Annotated in this window: 12 protein-coding genes; all 12 read right to left on the bottom strand. The window is 51.5% G+C overall.

Features of this window, described 5'->3' with window-relative positions; translation table 11 throughout:
* Positions 1 to 23: 23 nt before the first annotated feature.
* Positions 24 to 1,409 carry a UDP-N-acetylmuramate--L-alanine ligase gene (gene murC / locus ACO0LC_RS06755; RefSeq protein ID WP_423001892.1) on the bottom strand — a complete coding sequence of 462 codons (1,386 nt, stop codon included), beginning with the start codon at positions 1,407 to 1,409 and terminating at the stop codon, positions 24 to 26.
* Positions 1,406 to 2,497 carry an undecaprenyldiphospho-muramoylpentapeptide beta-N-acetylglucosaminyltransferase gene (murG, locus tag ACO0LC_RS06750; RefSeq protein WP_423001891.1) on the bottom strand — a complete coding sequence of 364 codons (1,092 nt, stop codon included), beginning with the start codon at positions 2,495 to 2,497 and terminating at the stop codon, positions 1,406 to 1,408. Before murG ends, murC begins: the two co-directional genes overlap by 4 nt.
* Complete coding sequence (gene ftsW, locus ACO0LC_RS06745) at positions 2,494 to 3,627, bottom strand: putative lipid II flippase FtsW (protein ID WP_423002134.1); 1,134 nt, start codon at positions 3,625 to 3,627, stop codon at positions 2,494 to 2,496. Before ftsW ends, murG begins: the two co-directional genes overlap by 4 nt.
* A gap of 83 nt (positions 3,628 to 3,710) precedes the next feature.
* Positions 3,711 to 5,216, bottom strand: a complete 1,506-nt coding sequence (murD, locus tag ACO0LC_RS06740) for a UDP-N-acetylmuramoyl-L-alanine--D-glutamate ligase (RefSeq protein ID WP_423001890.1) — start codon at positions 5,214 to 5,216, stop codon at positions 3,711 to 3,713.
* A gap of 50 nt (positions 5,217 to 5,266) precedes the next feature.
* Positions 5,267 to 6,436 (bottom strand): phospho-N-acetylmuramoyl-pentapeptide-transferase, encoded by a 1,170-nt coding sequence (gene mraY / locus ACO0LC_RS06735; RefSeq protein ID WP_423001889.1) that lies wholly within the window; start codon positions 6,434 to 6,436, stop codon positions 5,267 to 5,269.
* A gap of 1 nt (position 6,437) precedes the next feature.
* Positions 6,438 to 7,856, bottom strand: coding sequence for a UDP-N-acetylmuramoyl-tripeptide--D-alanyl-D-alanine ligase (locus ACO0LC_RS06730; protein WP_423001888.1), 1,419 nt, complete (start codon positions 7,854 to 7,856; stop codon positions 6,438 to 6,440).
* Positions 7,856 to 9,364, bottom strand: coding sequence for a UDP-N-acetylmuramoyl-L-alanyl-D-glutamate--2,6-diaminopimelate ligase (locus ACO0LC_RS06725; protein ID WP_423001887.1), 1,509 nt, complete (start codon positions 9,362 to 9,364; stop codon positions 7,856 to 7,858). Before ACO0LC_RS06725 ends, ACO0LC_RS06730 begins: the two co-directional genes overlap by 1 nt.
* A 17-nt stretch (positions 9,365 to 9,381) precedes the next feature.
* Positions 9,382 to 11,145, bottom strand: a complete 1,764-nt coding sequence (locus ACO0LC_RS06720; protein ID WP_423001886.1) for a peptidoglycan D,D-transpeptidase FtsI family protein — start codon at positions 11,143 to 11,145, stop codon at positions 9,382 to 9,384.
* Complete coding sequence (gene ftsL / locus ACO0LC_RS06715; RefSeq protein WP_423001885.1) at positions 11,142 to 11,417, bottom strand: cell division protein FtsL; 276 nt, start codon at positions 11,415 to 11,417, stop codon at positions 11,142 to 11,144. Before ftsL ends, ACO0LC_RS06720 begins: the two co-directional genes overlap by 4 nt.
* Positions 11,414 to 12,373, bottom strand: a complete 960-nt coding sequence (rsmH, locus tag ACO0LC_RS06710) for a 16S rRNA (cytosine(1402)-N(4))-methyltransferase RsmH (protein ID WP_423001884.1) — start codon at positions 12,371 to 12,373, stop codon at positions 11,414 to 11,416. The genes ftsL and rsmH overlap by 4 nt, the downstream gene beginning before the upstream one ends.
* Before the next feature lie 9 nt (positions 12,374 to 12,382).
* Positions 12,383 to 12,811: a division/cell wall cluster transcriptional repressor MraZ gene (gene mraZ / locus ACO0LC_RS06705; protein ID WP_110255274.1), complete on the bottom strand. Its 429-nt coding sequence runs from the start codon at positions 12,809 to 12,811 to the stop codon at positions 12,383 to 12,385.
* Positions 12,812 to 13,314: 503 nt separating this feature from the next.
* Positions 13,315 to 16,494 carry an EAL domain-containing protein gene (locus ACO0LC_RS06700; protein ID WP_423001883.1) on the bottom strand — a complete coding sequence of 1,060 codons (3,180 nt, stop codon included), beginning with the start codon at positions 16,492 to 16,494 and terminating at the stop codon, positions 13,315 to 13,317.
* Positions 16,495 to 16,594 lie beyond the last annotated feature (100 nt).

Below are 16,594 nucleotides of genomic sequence, written 5' to 3'. Positions count from 1 at the left end.
ATCTGATCACTTATTTATTAGGTTTACACTGACTGCGCCAGTTTTGCCGGCACCGCATTGATGGAACCTGCGCCCATGACGATGACGACATCGCCGTCTTTCAAAATCCGCACTATGCTGTCTGGCATTTCCAATATGTCTTCGACAAATACCGGCTCTACCTTGCCCATGACGCGCAAGGCGCGGGACAGGGAACGACCATCGGCTGCCAGTATCGGTGCCTCACCTGCGGCATAGACTTCTGCCAGCACCACCGCATCAGCATCCGAAATCACGCGCACGAAATCTTCAAACAAATCGCGGGTACGGGTATAGCGGTGCGGCTGGAAAGCCAGCACCAGCCTGCGGCCTGGATAAGCACCACGTGCTGCTGCCAATGTCGCCGCCATTTCCACTGGGTGATGACCGTAATCATCTACCAGGGCAAAAGTCCCGCCATTTGCCAGGGCGATTTCGCCATAACGGGTGAAGCGGCGGCCCACCCCATTGAATTCGCTCAGCGCTTTTTGAGTTGCTTCATCGCTGACACCCACTTCACGTGCAATCGCAATCGCGGCGCAAGCGTTTTGTACATTGTGCATGCCAGGCTGGTTCAGGCTGACCTGCATATTCTCATAGCCATCTTGCACTACCGTGAAATGCATCTTGCCATTGGCGGCTGTGGCATCAACTGCACGGACATCGGCATCTGCATGGAAACCATAGGTGACGATGGGTTTGGATACGAAAGGCATGATTTCACGCACATTGGCGTCATCCAGGCACAAGACTGCCACACCATAGAATGGCAGTCGCTGGGTAAATTCTATGAAAGCCTGTTTCAGGCGGGCGAAATCATGACCATAGGTTTCCATATGGTCGGCATCGATATTGGTGATGACTTCGATGACTGGCAAGAGATTGAGGAAGGAAGCATCTGATTCATCAGCTTCTGCCACGATAAAGTCGCCACTACCCAGTTTGGCATTGGCACCGGCACTATTGAGCAAACCACCGATGACGAAAGTCGGGTCCAGGCCGCCTTGTGCCAGGACGCTGGCGACCAGGCTGGTGGTGGTGGTCTTGCCGTGAGTACCGGCAATCGCGATACCGCTTTTCAGACGCATGAGTTCTGCCAGCATCATGGCACGTGGCACGATGGGGATATGTTTGGCGCGGGCGGCGATAACTTCCGGGTTATCCCCCTTGACTGCAGTCGATGTTACGACAGCATCCGCACCGGCGATATTTTCAGTGGCATGGCCCTGCATGACATTGGCACCGAGTTGCGCCAGACGTTTTGAGGCAGCATTGCTGCCGAGGTCAGAACCTGAAATGGTGTAACCGAGGTTCAACAAGACTTCGGCGATGCCGCTCATGCCTGAGCCGCCTATGCCTACAAAATGGATGTGTTTGACTTTGTGTTTCATGCTAATGCTTCCAGAATATGGGCGATATTGGCACTGGCTTCGCGCTGCCCCAGGGCATAGGCTGTTTCAGCCATCGCCAGGCATTGCGCTCTGTCCAGCACTCTTAATTTCTCTGCCAGCGATGCTGGGCTTAATTCAGTTTGTGGCATATGGATGGCAGCTTTTTGCCCTGCCATCCAGATAGCGTTTTCTTTTTGGTGTGAAGTGCTCGACGCCATGAAAGGCACGAGTATGCTGGCCACACCAGCAGCAGTCAGTTCAGATACGGTAATCGCACCGGCACGGCAAATCACCAGATCAGCCTCAGCATAGCGACGTGGCATGTCGTCAATAAAATCCAGCACTTCTGCCTGCACACCTGCCTGCGCATAACTCTGGCGCAAGGCTTCTATATGTTGCTTGCCAGACTGATGAGTAATCACCGGGCGCTGGGCTTCTGGCAACAAGGCCACCGCCTGCGGTACTGCATCATTCAAGACTTTTGCTCCCAGGCTGCCACCAACCACCAGTATGCGCAAGGGGCCGGTACGTACCGCATAACGTGTCGCTGGCGCGGGTAATTCGCAAATTTCTTTGCGTATGGGATTGCCGATTACTTCTGTTTTTTTATCGGCAGTCACCGTTGCCGATGGCAGGCCAAACAATAATTTACTGGCGAAAGGGCGCAAAGCCTTGTTCGACAACAACAAGGCAGCATCAGCATTCATCAGCACAACCGGCTTGCCACGCAAGGCAGCCATGATGCCGCCAGGCACAGTCACATAACCACCCATGCCCAGCACCACATCTGGCTGACGGTGACCTATGATACTGAAGCAACTAAAGAAACTCTTGAGCAGCTTGAACGCACCGCTGACCGTATGCGACAAACCCTTGCCACGCAAGCCAGAGAAATCGATATTGTCCATGGCGATATTGTGCTTGGGGACGATCTGCCCTTCCATACCAATTTGCGTGCCCAGCCAGCTGACTTGCCAGCCGCGTTCGCGCATGATGTCGGCTATCGCCAGACCAGGGAAGATATGCCCCCCTGTGCCAGCTGCCATGATCAGCAATTTCTTGGGCATTTTTTTTATCGCTTGGCTCATGCCCGGCCTCCACGCATCAATACGCGGTTTTCATAATCGACACGCAGCAAAATCGCCAATCCCACGCAATTAATCATGACACCAGAACCACCATAACTCATCAAAGGCAGGGTCAAACCCTTGGTAGGCAATAAGCCCAGGTTAACCCCCATATTAATAAACGCCTGCACACCTATCCAGATACCTATGCCCTTGGCCAGCAAACCGGCAAAGGTTTGATCCAGGGCTATTGCTTGCCTGCCGATTTCAAAAGCACGTTTCAGCAACCAGTAAAATAAAAGTACCACCGCCATGACACCAACGAAGCCCAGCTCTTCTCCGATGACAGCCAGCAAAAAATCTGTGTGTGCTTCTGGCAAATAATGCAGTTTTTGTACACTGGCACCCAGGCCCACGCCAAATAATTCACCCCGGCCAAAAGCAATCAGGGAATGCGTCAACTGGTAAGCCTTGCCAAGTGCATGGTCTTCTTCAAATGGGCTGAGGTAGGCAAAAATGCGCTCACGCCTCCACGGTGACAACAAAATCACTGAAGTAAAAATACCCACCAGGGTGGCTGCGATACCACCAAACCAGACGCCATTGATACCACCCAAAAACAAAATACCCATGGCGATACAAACGATGACACCAAAAGCGCCCAGGTCAGGTTCCAGCAAGAGCAACAAACCCACCACAGCCACTGCCGCCAGCATGGGCACGAAACCTTTGGTCAGTTTGTGCATGTATTCCTGCTTGCGTACGGTATAGTCAGCGGCATACAAGACCATGAACAACTTCATCAGTTCAGATGGCTGCAAATTCAGGACCTTGAAAGACAACCAGCGTTTGGCACCATTGACGCCCTTGCCCAGGCCAGGTATCAACACAGCTGCCAGCAAGACCAGGGTCGCCACAAATAAATACGGCGCATATTTCTGCCAGACAGCGAGAGGTATGCGAAACACCAGCGCCCCGGCAATCAGGGACACCACCACAAACATGGCCTGGCGCACCAGGAAATGCGAATTCTTGTAATTGGCATACTTGGGTGAGTCCGGCAGTGAAATCGAAGCCGAATACACCATGACCATGCCAAACAACATCAGAATAATCGTCACCCACACCAAAGGCTGGTCATAGTCCATCATCTTGGACCGGCTGACCAGATTGGTATCCACCGGGGGAGCACCAAACGGTGACCACCTTTGCAGTGGAAGCAGGATCTGACGCATCAGCAAACCTCCCCTCGTGCCAGAGCGATTTCGCGCACAGCATCGACAAACACTTCAGCGCGATGAGCATAATTGCGGAACATGTCGAGACTGGCGCAAGCCGGTGACAGCAACACAATATCGCCATCTGCCGCCATTTCAGCAGCAGCCTGCACGGCCATTTCCAGCGTTGCGACATCGTGCAAGGGCACACTGGCTATTGCCAACGCCTGTTGCAATTCTTCTTTGGCTTTACCTATCAGGATGACCGCCTTGGTATAGCGCTCCACAGGATCAGCCAGGGGAGAAAAATCCTGACCCTTGCCTTCGCCACCGGCAATCAAAATAATCCGCTTGTGCAGGGCATCAGACTGTTGACCCAATCCCTTCAATGCAGCGACTGTGGCACCAACATTGGTGCCCTTGCTGTCATCGATATAATCAACACCAGCGATATTGGCAACCTGCTCTACCCTGTGCGGCTCGCCTTTGTAATCACGCAAGCCATGCAGCAAAGGCGCGAATGACAAACCTATGCCACGGCACAGAGCCAGGGCAGCCAGGGCATTTGCGGCATTATGCTGGCCACGGATTTGCAGTGCATCGGTAGGCATCAGACGGCTGATGATGACCGGCATTTCCTCTACTTCTTTTTTCTTGCGGCGGCTATTGGTGACAACTGGTGCATCTTCTGCCGGATTTGCCACTACCAGCCAGCCCATGCCATGTTCGTTCAGCAAACCCAGATCAGCCAGATGTTTGGGTGCATCGACACCAAAGCTGACAGCATTACCAAGCGGTTTTGCCATGGACATGACGAGCGCATCATCACGGTTCAGGACTTGCAAAGTCTGTTCGCCAAAAATCTTGGCCTTGTCAGCGCAGTAAGCTTGCAGGCTGCCATGCCAATCGAGATGATCCTGGGTGATATTCAATACCGTTGCCACATCGGCTTGCAGACTATGTGTGGTGTGCAGCTGGAAGCTGGATAATTCCAGCACCCAGACTTGCGGCAAGCTGTCTTGCTCCAGGCACTCACGCAAGACATCAAGTACAGCTGGGCTGATATTGCCAGCAACCTTGACTGTCAAACCGGTGCGTTCAACCAGCAAACCAACCAGGCTGGTGACGGTGGTCTTGCCATTGGTGCCAGTGATGGCAATGACTTTGGGCTGGTATTCACGCTCTGCTTTCAATGCCTGCAAAGCCTGGGCAAATAATTCTATCTCGCCCCAGACAGGGATATTTTTTTCATTCGCTACAGGTAATAGTTCCTGCAATTCACGCAGAGGTGACAAGCCGGGGCTAACAGCCATCAACTCAATATCATCGAGTAATGCCGGGCTGAAAGCTTCTCCAATAAATTCAACCTGATCCGACAAGGCTTGCAATTGCGGCAACCTGTCCGGTGCTTCACGTGTATCGGCAACACGCAGGCGTGCACCGGCGCGCAATAGCCATTGCGCCATCGCCAGTCCGGTTTCACCCAGACCAAGAACCAGTACATGTTTACCTGAAAAATCCATATCTGCTATTTCTATCCAACAAAACAAACGTCAAACTGCTTATTCATTTTTTAACGCAACTTCAGAGAAGACAAACCTATCAAGACCAGCAACATGGTGATGATCCAGAAACGTACGACAACCTGAGTTTCCTTCCAGCCTTTTTTCTCAAAGTGGTGATGCAAAGGTGCCATCAATAACAGGCGGCGGCCTTCGCCATATTTTCTCTTGGTGTACTTGAAGTAACTGACTTGCAACATGACAGACACAGTCTCTGCCACAAAAATCCCACCCATGATGAATAGCACAATCTCTTGCCTGACGATGACAGCCACCGTACCCAGTGCACCACCCAGTGCCAGTGCACCGACGTCACCCATGAAGACTTGGGCAGGATGGGCATTGAACCAGAGGAAAGCCAAACCAGCGCCCGCCATCGCGCCACAGAAAATCAACAACTCACCTGCACCGGGTATATGCGGTATCAACAGATATTTGGCATAGCCGACATTACCCGTCAGGTAAGCAAACAGGCCAAGTGCAGAACCAACCATGATGGTAGGCATGATGGCCAGGCCATCTAGGCCGTCAGTAAAATTCACAGCATTGCTGGTACCAACGATGACGCAGTAGGTTAACGCAATAAAACCCCAGACGCCCAGGGGATAGCTGACAGTTTTAAAGAAGGGCACAATCAAATCTGCCTTGGGTGGCAAATCCATATTGAAGCCAGACTGCACCCAGGCAATAAACAATTCCATGACTTTTGAATTACTGGGAGCAGATACCGAGAAAGCCAGATAAAAAGCTGCCACCAGGCCGATCAAGGATTGCCAGAAATATTTCTCCCTTGAGCGCATGCCTTCAGGATCTTTATAAACCACCTTGCGATAATCATCGACCCAGCCCACAGCACCAAAGCCCAGGGTGACGATCATCACAACCCAGATGAAACGATTACTCAGATCGCCCCACAACAAAGTGGAGATACCAATAGATATCAAGACCAGCACACCACCCATGGTAGGTGTGCCGGATTTAACGAGATGTGTTTCCATGCCATAGCTGCGCACAGCCTGGCCTACCTTAAGCCTGGTCAGCATGCGGATGACCGCTGGACCAGCAAAAATACCGATGGAGATGGCCGTCATCGTGGCAAACACTGCGCGGAAGGTAATAAACCCAAAGACGCGCAGCCAGCCTATATCCTGCTTTAACAATTCAGCCAACCAGAGCAACATACTAATGATTCCCTATTATTTTTTGTTGTGATGTATTTTTATTTGTATCATCCGCTGCCAACAAGTGCGCAACGACTCTTTCCATTTTCATGAAGCGCGAGCCCTTGACCAGTACTATCGTGTCAGCCGCGGTTTGTGCATCCAGGTTCTGGCACAGATTTTCTACGCTGGCGAAATGCTGCGCACCGGCTCCATAGCCTTGTGCTGCATGGGCGACAAGCTCACCCAGCAAGAACAGTTTTTTGATACCGCGTTGCTGCGCATATTCACCAATTTCTTGATGGAATTGCGCACCGTTTTCACCCACCTCGCCCATATCACCAAGCACCAGCGTGGTATCGCCACCGATTTGCGCCAGCACATCTATCGCGGCACGTACTGAATCAGGGTTGGCGTTATAGCTGTCATCAATGACTGTCGCGCCACATTTGGCTTGCTTGCGTTGCAGGCGACCATTGACGGGTGCGAAATTTTCCAGACCAGCGACGATGGCTTCTTTGCTGACACCTGTCGCATGGCAGCAAGCTGCAGCGGCAAGCGCATTCAAGACATTGTGTTGGCCTGCGGCATTCAGGCGTATTGACAATACCTGGCCAGCCAGGTTGATTTGCAAATCGCTGCCAAACACGCTGGGCAGGTAGGTCGCATGCACATCGGCATCCGTAGTCAGACCAAAAGTCAGGGTTTTACGCTGGCCGCGTTCAGACGCAAAGGATTGCCATAAAGCTGTGTAAGTATCATTGGCAGGAAATACAGCCACGCCATCATCTGGCAGGCACTGTATTGCCACACCATTTTCGCGCGCCACTGCTTCCACGCTTTGCATGAATTCCTGGTGTTCGCGCTGGGCATTATTCACCAGTGCCACGGTAGGCATGGCAGCAGATGCCAGCAAGGCGATTTCACCAGGATGGTTCATGCCCATTTCTATGACTGCTGCCTTATGCCCTGCATACAATTGCATGATGGTCAGCGGCACGCCGATTTCATTATTCAAATTGCCTGCAGTCGCCAGACGGCCATCTGCACCAAAGGCTGCAGCCAATATCGAAGAAATCATTTCCTTGACGGTGGTCTTGCCGTTGCTGCCTGTGACACCAATCACTGGCAGATCAAATTGTTGACGCCAGAAACGGCCAACCTGCGCCAGTGCCAGTTTGCTGTCTAAAACCTGCAAGGCTGGCAGACTGAACTCTGTTGGCAGGCGTTCGGCAATCACCGCTGCTGCGCCGGCAGCCGCGACTTGCGGCAGAAAATCATGGGCATCAAAGTTTTCACCACGCAAGGCGACGAACAGATCGCCTGCGCCAATTTTGCGGCTATCGGTAGCCAGGCCCGTGATACGAGTAATTACACCGGCATCGCCAGTCAGCTTCGCCGCAGGCAAGGCAGCCTGCAATTCCTGAAGAGTAAATTCCATCAACTCCCCCTCTTCATATTACCGCTGGTTGCCACGGTAGCGAGTGAGAGTGCAGCATGTTCTTCATCAGAGAATGGCCATTTCTTGCCATGGATATCCTGATAGGTTTCATGCCCTTTACCCGCCAGCAAAACTACGTCATGGTGATCAGCATGCTTGATTGCATACAAGATCGCATTGGCGCGATCTTCTATGACTTGCGGCGTGCTTGTCATGCCTTTGAGAATGTCCTGAATAATTTGCGAAGGATTTTCGCTGCGCGGATTATCACTGGTGACGACCACATGTTGCGCCAGCTCGGCTATCTTGCCCATCTGCGGGCGCTTGCCGGGGTCACGATCGCCGCCACAACCAAACACGCACCATAAAGCTCCGGCTCTTTCTTGAGCAACTTGTTGCAAGGCTTCCAAGGTTTTTTCCAATGCATCTGGCGTATGCGCATAATCAATGACCACCATGACATGACCGGCAGTGCCCAGTAATTGCATGCGACCAGGGACAGGCGTCAGTTTTTCTATGATGCCTACCGCCTTGTTCAGGGCGATGCCCTTGCTCAGCAACACGGCGAGTACCGCCAGGATATTGCTGACATTGAACTTGCCTATGAGCTGGGTTTTGACTTGCGCCGCACCAAATGGAGATTCCAGATGGAAGCTGGTGCCTGCATGGCTGGTTTTCAGACTACTCGCGACCAGTGCATCTATGCCTGGCACCAATTCTTTTTCCAGGCTATAGCCCAGCAGTTTTGTCGCTGGCTGACTGGCTTGCAAATGCTTTACCAGTTCCAGGCCATAGGCATCATCGAGGTTAATGACAGCCGTCCCCAGCCCCTGCCAGTCAAACAACTTTGTTTTTGCAACAGCATAGCCTTGCATGTCGCCATGATAATCAAGATGATCACGCGTTAGATTGGTCAGTACAGCCACATCAAAATGCAGGCCATTCAAACGGCCCTGATGCAGGCCTATGGAAGACGCTTCTATCGCCAGCGCCTGCGCACCATCGCGCTGCAGGTCTGCCAGTTTTTGCTGCAAACTTATGGCATCAGGCGTGGTGTAACCGGTTTCTGCCAGTTGCCCCAACATGCCATTGCGGTATTGACCTATGCCCAGCGTACCGATCACTGCAGCAGGTGTGCCACTCATTGACAGCGCTTTGGCTATCCATTGCGAGCAGGAAGTTTTGCCATTGGTTCCGGTGACGGCCACATTGAACCAGTCTTTATCTGGCTCACCATACCAGGCGTGAGCAACATGACCAACTACGTCCTGCAGATTATCTACTGGCAGATGCAGGATGTTAAGTGTGTCATCCCAGACAAAATTATCGGCTTCATAAACGACTGCAACCGCACCATTGGCAATTGCATGGGCGATATGGGTACGGCCATCGGTAATGTGGGTACGCAAGGCGAAGAAGACATCGCCTGTTTGTATGGAGCGGGAATCTGAACGCAATTGCGCATTCGGCGCATGCTGCTTCAGCCAGTCCAGTATTGCTATTATCATTGTATTTTTCTGTGTCATTACATGCTTTCCTGTACACCTTCGTCAGGAATAATGCTGGTGACGGATGAGTCCGGCTGCACATTGAGTGAGCGCAGGACGTTCGCCATAATTGCTGCAAACACCGGTGCTGCTACGGGGCCTGCAAAGTGCCCCCCGACAGTTGGTTCATCCACCATCACCGCGACTATCACACGCGGATTTGAAGCAGGAGCGAAACCAACAAAATCCAGCAAGTATTTATTCACGTAACGGCCACCCTCAAGCTTGTGGGCAGTACCTGTTTTGCCAGCGACACGGTAACCAGCAATACGCGCCTGAGGAGCAGTGCCGCCTGGTTCTGTCACAGTTTCCAGCATCATGCGCACTTGTTTCGAGGTCTTTTCAGAAATCACACGTGAACCTTGTGGCATTTCCGCTGACTTTTGGAAAGTCAGCGGTATCATGTCGCCATTCCTGGCAAAAATCATATAGGCGCGTGCCATCTGTATCAGCGAGACTGAAATACCATGGCCATAGCTCATGGTGGCCTGTTCGATAGGACGCCAGTTCTTGTAATTACGCAAACGCCCGGCCACAGCACCAGGGAAACCAAATTTAGGCTGCTGGCCAAAACCCAGGGTAGTAAACATTTCCCACATCTCTTGCGGACGCATCTGCAAAGCCATTTTCACCGTACCGATATTCGATGATTTTTGTATGACTTGCGCTACTGTCAGAGAACCTTGTTTATGCGCATCATGGATCAAGGCCGGGCCTATGGCCATGACACCAGGGGCGGTCTGGAAGACAGTATCCGGCGTGACCCGGCCCGTTTCCAGCGCCAGGGCAACAGTCACCGGCTTCATGGTGGAACCTGGCTCAAAAGTATCGGTCATGACACGGTTACGCAATTGCGCACCAGTCAGTACAGACCTGTCATTGGGGTTGTAAGTAGGCAAATTCACCAACGCCAGTACTTCACCAGTCTGCACATCCAGCACCACGGCACCACCGGCCTTGGCTTTGTGTTTTTCCAATGCTTCTTTCAAATGGGTAAACGCAATGTACTGAATCTTGCTATCTATCGATAGTGTCAAATCCTTGCCATCGTGCGGCTCACGCACGGCCTGTATATCTTCTACAATATGGCCCAGCCTGTCCTTGATGACACGGCGACTCCCGGTCTTACCCGCCAGGTTTTTTTCCGATGCCAGCTCTATACCCTCTTGTCCAATATCCTCAACATTGGTAAAGCCAACCACATGGGCCATGACTTCGCCTTCTGGATAAAAGCGTTTATATTCTTTACGGGTTTCTATACCAGCGATGTTGAGCGCCAATATCTTGTCAGATACTTCAGGCTCAACCTGGCGCTTCAGATACACAAACTGACGGTCAGAATCGAGCTTCTTGCGCAATTCTGCATCCGTCATATCCAGCAATTTGGCCAGTTGTTGTATTTTTTCTTTTGGCGCTTCCAGTACATCATCAGGAATAGCCCAGATGGCTTTTACTGGTACTGAGGAAGCCAGCACCTGACCATTACGGTCAGTGATCTTGCCACGGGTCGCTGGCAATTCCAAAGTGCGGGCATAGCGGTTCTCCCCTTGCTTGATCAGGAACCCAGTACTAAACCCCTGCAAGTAAAGCGCTTTGGCAATCAAGGCAATAAAGGCGGCAAACAATAAGAACAACACAAAACGCGAACGCCAGGCAGGCAGCTTCACATCCAGCACCGGGCTGGAAGAAAAGGCGACGCCGCGTGCAGCGGCGGTACGGGATGTGCTGGCTGATCTGCTCATTTTGCCTCCACCGCTTTCAGGTACTGAGTACGATCAGGTGTGACAACCACCATATTCAAGTCACGTGCAGCACTGGCTTCTATGCGCGCATGCTTGCCAAAAGTGGATTGATCGAGTTTCAGTTGTGTCCACTGCAATTCATATTGCTTGCTGAGACTTTGTTCACGCTCCAGCTCGATAAACAGGCGACGGGCCTGGTATTGAGAATTAATCAGCGACAAGGCACAGGCGATCAGCGTCGTTGCCAGGAAAATATTGAGGCGGGTACTCATGCACCCTCCTCAGGCAAACGCTCTGCCACCCGCAAAATTGCCGAACGCGAACGTGGATTGGCACTGACTTCGGCATCGGAAGGCTTGATGCGGTTCAGCAAGCGCATTTGCGGTTTTGGCAAATCGATATGACGTATGGGCAAACGACGATCAGGTTGCTCCACCTTGACCTTGGAAGCAAAGAATTGCTTGACGATGCGGTCTTCCAGGGAATGAAAACTGATCACCGACATGCGACCATACGGTGCCAGGGCCTCATAGGCGGCAGCCAGACCTATTTCGAGATCTTCAAGCTCCTTATTGATGAAAATCCGTATAGCCTGAAAGGTGCGAGTTGCCGGGTCTTTACCCTTCTCGCGAGTTTTGACGGCGTGTGCGACGATTTCTGCGAGCTGTCGTGTTCCACGAATGGCGTCTGTCTTCCTGCGAGCAACAATCGCCTTTGCAATCTGAAAAGCAAACCGTTCTTCCCCATAATTTTTTATAACCTCCGTAATTTGTTCTTCTTCGGCAGTTGCCAGCCATTCGGCCGCAGAAATGCCACGCGTGGTATCCATACGCATATCGAGCGGACCATCTGACCTGAAGCTGAAGCCGCGGCTGGCATCATCCACCTGGGGAGATGAAATACCCAGGTCCATCAGGATGCCATCGACCTTGACTACGCCACAGTCGGGCAATGCCTCGCCAATAGCGGCAAAACTGTCATGTACGATATGGAAACGCGGGTCCAGAATTTCTGCTGCACTGGCAATCGCCTGGGTATCTTTGTCAAAGGCAATCAGACGGCCATTACTGCCCAGTTGCGACAAGATCAGGCGACTATGACCTCCACGGCCAAAAGTGCCGTCTACATAAATCCCGCTGACACGCTGATCTGTGATGCCGAGGGCGTCTACAGCCTCATGCAACAACACAGTCTGGTGCGTAAAATCTGCCGCTTGCTGAATACTCATTGCCTGCGATCAGAAAGAAAAATTGTTTAATACATCAGGAGCGCCGCCAGCTATGGCTTTCGCTTCGTTTTCTGCCAGCTTGGCAGCATCCCAAATCTCAAAATGGCTGCCCATGCCCAACAGCATGACATCGCGCTGCATGCCTACGGCACTGCGCAACTCAGGTGCAACCAGGATACGGCCTGCGCTATCCATGTCGACATCAAAGGCATTACCAAGAAAAATACGCTTCCAGTCACGTGCCTGAATTGGCCAGGCAGCAATTTGTTCACGATGGGATTCCCAGGTAGGACGTGGGAAAAGCAAAAGACAACCGTCGGGGTGACGGGTCAGGGTAATCCGGCCTTCGCACTGTACATTGAGCGCGTCACGGTGCCGGGCAGGGATGGACATCCTGCCTTTTGCATCGAGATTAAGTGAGGACGCCCCCTGAAACACGCTATCTACCTTCTTCCTGAAAATCTGTATGTCTGGCCAAGCATGGAATGTAAGCGAAAATAGGTATTCTGTTCCACAAAATTACACTTTTTCACACTATTGCCCACTTTAGAGGATGACTTGAGTGTGGTCAAGCGTATTTGCTCAGTAAATTTGGAAAATTTCTAATGAAGTCAATGACTTAGCGCAATAAGTTGAGGTAGCCACCAGACAACTCCAGGTAAATTATCCTGATAAATTAAGCACTTACGCTGCATAGTGAAAGTAGCGCCTTACATATAACCATGTGTTTATCCCGGATGTTGCGTTTTGGGATGGAAAACTTAGGAGAAATGCCTGCAGGAAAGAGGAGTTCGCCGCTTTTTAGCCGCCGAAGTAACAATTAAACCACTTTGATATGCCGAGGGGGATGAACAAGGGCGCAAATTATCGCTGAAATTCGTGGCTTGCGGGCAGTTTTTCGGCACAATTTTTGCGCCGCAGCACTTTTGAATATGAAGATGTCAAGAAGCCCGGGTCTGACGCTGCAATAATTGCAAAAACTCTTTATCAGCTACAGCCTTACTGAAATAAAAACCCTGGAATTCATCACACTTGCAGTTGCGCAAGGTTTCCAGTTGTATAGCTGAATCCACGCCTTCTGCGATGACCTTAATGCCCAGGGTATGTGCCATGGCAACTATCGCCAGCACAATGGCAGTGTCATTCGGGTCCTCCGGGATGTCCTTGATGAAAGAACGGTCCACTTTGACACTATCAACCGGGAAGCGCTTCAGGTAGGCCAGAGAAGAGTAGCCAGTGCCAAAATCATCAATGGACAGCGTAAAGCCAGCCTCTTTCAAGCCATCCATGAGCAAAATGGCTTGTTCGCGATTATGCATGACCATGCTTTCAGTGATTTCGAACTCTATTGAGTTGGAAGGCACGCGCCAGAAATCGACCACACTTTTGACTTCTTCCAGCATATGCGCATCATTGAACTGGGCACCCGACAAATTGATGGCAACCCGCCCAAAGCTTTTATCGACATTGCGAAAACTCAGGATGTCGCGACAGGCTATATCGAGTACCAGCATGCCCAGGCGGGCGATCAGCCCAGCTTCTTCTGCCAGGCCGATGAACTCTATCGGAGAGAGCAAGCCACGCTCTGGGTGGTTCCAGCGCACCAGTGCTTCGGCACCGACGATGCGCTCAGTCACCACATCCAGCTTGGGTTGATAATGGACGACAAATTCACGCCTTTCCAGCGCCCTGCGCAGCCTGGCCTCAAAAGCCAGTCTTTCGACGGTATGGGTATTCATTTCCGAGGCATAGAACTGATAATTATCCTTACCCTTGTTTTTTGCCTTGTACATGGCAATGTCAGCGTTTTTTAGCAGAGTCTGGGCGTCGCGGCCATCAGTGGGGAAAGTTGCAATGCCTATGCTGGCACTGAGCTGGCATTCCTGACCATTTATTTCGAAAGGTTGGGCAGCAGCATGCAGCAGCTTGTCAGCCACGTCGCCAAGATCGCGTGTCTCACTGAATTGATCGATCAGCAGTATGAATTCATCCCCGCCTATCCTGGCGATAATATCCGACTCTCGCAAACAATGCCGGAAACTGCGGGCCACGGTGCGCAAGACATGATCGCCTTCATCATGACCAAAAGTGTCATTAATGTTCTTGAAACGATCGAGGTCAAGGAAGAGTACCGCCAACTGGCTGCGATTGCGTTCGGCAATGGCGAGTGAGCGGGCCAGATGCTGATTATACAAAAAGCGGTTAGGCAAACCCGTCAGTTCGTCATAATGAGCGAGCTGCATGATTTTCTTTTCTGAGCGCCGCCCCTCTATGGCAATCCCGGCGATATCAACGGTGATACGGATCAAACCCAGGTCTTTTTCACTAAGTGGCTCGCGGCTGTAAGAAAACAGGCTGAAGCTGCCCAGTAACTGGCCATTCTTGCCGACGATGGGCCAGGCAGCGCAAGAAGCAAACTCCGTCAGTGTCTCTACCCCATTCACGAATTGCATGGCGGGTGCCAGCAAGAATTCATTCAACCATACCTGCTGCATGCTGAGTACCGCTTCTGACCAGATGCCACTGCCACGTGTTACGGTCATATTGGGTATCTGTGCCAGCAGGATTTCCGGGAAATGCATTCCAGTAGCCTGGGCGAAGCTGCGCTTGTCATCTGCTAATAGCTGTATCCCACAGCGCCAGTGTGGGCAAAGGTTTTCCACAAATTTGCTGACCGCTTCCAGTATTGTAGATAACTCATCATCACCACCTATGAGTTTCAACAAGCGGTTTTGTCCGGCAATCAGCAGTTCACTATATTTGCGGGCATTGATGTCTCGCTCTACACAAAACAAGAGCATTTCGCCATCGACTTCAACCCGGCTCAGGGAGATTTCACTATGCTGTATCTGATCATTACGCGTGGTGATCCATTCAAAACGTTGAGCCTTGCCCTTAAAAGCCTGATCTATCAGTGTTGCCACCAGAACGTCCTTATCCTGGGTGGCATAACCGGCAACTGTCTGAGTACTGGGAGAAAAGCTGCCGACCTTGCGGCCTATGACCTCATCCTGGCTACTTACACCAAAGAAAGCTACGGCTGCCGGGTTGCAATCGACATAGATATAGTCGCGGTTGATCAGCAGGATGGCATCTTGCGCGCCCTGATACAAAAGCCGGTAACGGCTCTCACTGGCTTCCAGACGATTTTTTGAATCGCGCAAATGGCGAATTTGCCAAAGAAGCAACAGTGCCAGAATAAAAATAAAACCCGCCGTCACTGCTGTCACCATGATTTTCTGGGTCACTCTGGCATTCCAGTCTGCCAGTATCGCAGCGGTCTCCCTGGCATATACCAGAGTCAGCGGGAAATCGCTGATACGGCGATAACTAATTAACCATCCCCTGCCGTCAGCATCCTCATCACGTAAAGCCCCCTCTTCCCACTTATTGCGCACTATGCTATCAATCACAGAGCGTGTGTACTCACGCTCTTTTTGCTCAGCGTCGGCCTGCGCCCCGGCCAATTTCTTGCCCGCCTCATCATATAGGGCAATGCTGGCACCGCTACCGAGCGCAATACGTTCATAGAAGTCATACAGATAGCGCAACTGTATATCTGCTTGTATCAGGCCAGCACGCTTGCCATCTTTGTCAAAGAAATTCCTGGCGATGGGAAGTATCCACTGACCAGTCTGGCTCATTTGATACGCCTGACCCAGCACGACTTTACTATCATCAGGGTGATCAAGCAGGAACTTCAAGTGCTGCTGATCCTGTGTTTGTTCTGGTGCCACACCCCGGGACTGGCTGCTAGCGAGTCGAGCGCCTTGAAGATTGAACAAGGACAGCGCGTAAACGAATTCAGAATCCTGCCTCTGCATGGCAAGGATTTGTTGTAATTGTTTTTCTTCGGCAAAAGTCAATCTGGTTTCAGAAAGAACTTCTTCGCCAGTCACATTCATTAATTGCAAAGCGCCGCGCATGACCTCGCTGACATGCTCCTCGAGTATGCGCACCGCCAAAAAATTATGCTCTTGCGCAGCATTGATGGTCAGCGTCTTATCTTGGGCTATAGACCACCAGCTCTGCCCTATGATCGCGGCAGCAATCAGGCAGATGCAAAATGCGAGGGCCATCAGAGGCACATCCCGCTCTTTTTTCAGGCCGCCAGTCTCCATGCGTTTGCAATATTGTAAATACAGCGTCGATGAGAACTTATAAGAACTTATTGCACCAGTGTACCACTGGTATTTTCAGAATAAGGGCTTGCTGACAAGG

Origin of the sequence: Undibacterium sp. JH2W, assembly GCF_049340425.1 — a bacterium.
Taxonomy (GTDB): Bacteria; Pseudomonadota; Gammaproteobacteria; order Burkholderiales; family Burkholderiaceae_D; genus Undibacterium.
The sequence above is the reverse complement of the archived record's forward strand: the minus strand, read 5'-3'. Positions and strand labels throughout refer to the sequence as shown.

Excerpts from the sequence above, each read along its gene's own strand:
- rsmH (WP_423001884.1), bottom strand. The coding sequence starts at position 12,373 with ATGAGTATTCAGCAAGCGGCAGATTTTACGCACCAGACTGTGTTGTTG.
- murD (WP_423001890.1), bottom strand. The coding sequence starts at position 5,216 with ATGGATTTTTCAGGTAAACATGTACTGGTTCTTGGTCTGGGTGAAACC.
- ACO0LC_RS06730 (WP_423001888.1), bottom strand. The coding sequence starts at position 7,856 with ATGGAATTTACTCTTCAGGAATTGCAGGCTGCCTTGCCTGCGGCGAAG.
- ACO0LC_RS06725 (WP_423001887.1), bottom strand. The coding sequence starts at position 9,364 with ATGATAATAGCAATACTGGACTGGCTGAAGCAGCATGCGCCGAATGCG.
- murC (WP_423001892.1), bottom strand. The coding sequence starts at position 1,409 with ATGAAACACAAAGTCAAACACATCCATTTTGTAGGCATAGGCGGCTCA.
- ftsW (WP_423002134.1), bottom strand. The coding sequence starts at position 3,627 with ATGATGGACTATGACCAGCCTTTGGTGTGGGTGACGATTATTCTGATG.
- ACO0LC_RS06700 (WP_423001883.1), bottom strand. The coding sequence starts at position 16,494 with ATGGAGACTGGCGGCCTGAAAAAAGAGCGGGATGTGCCTCTGATGGCC.
- murG (WP_423001891.1), bottom strand. The coding sequence starts at position 2,497 with ATGAGCCAAGCGATAAAAAAAATGCCCAAGAAATTGCTGATCATGGCA.
- mraY (WP_423001889.1), bottom strand. The coding sequence starts at position 6,436 with ATGTTGCTCTGGTTGGCTGAATTGTTAAAGCAGGATATAGGCTGGCTG.
- ACO0LC_RS06720 (WP_423001886.1), bottom strand. The coding sequence starts at position 11,145 with ATGAGCAGATCAGCCAGCACATCCCGTACCGCCGCTGCACGCGGCGTC.
- ftsL (WP_423001885.1), bottom strand. The coding sequence starts at position 11,417 with ATGAGTACCCGCCTCAATATTTTCCTGGCAACGACGCTGATCGCCTGT.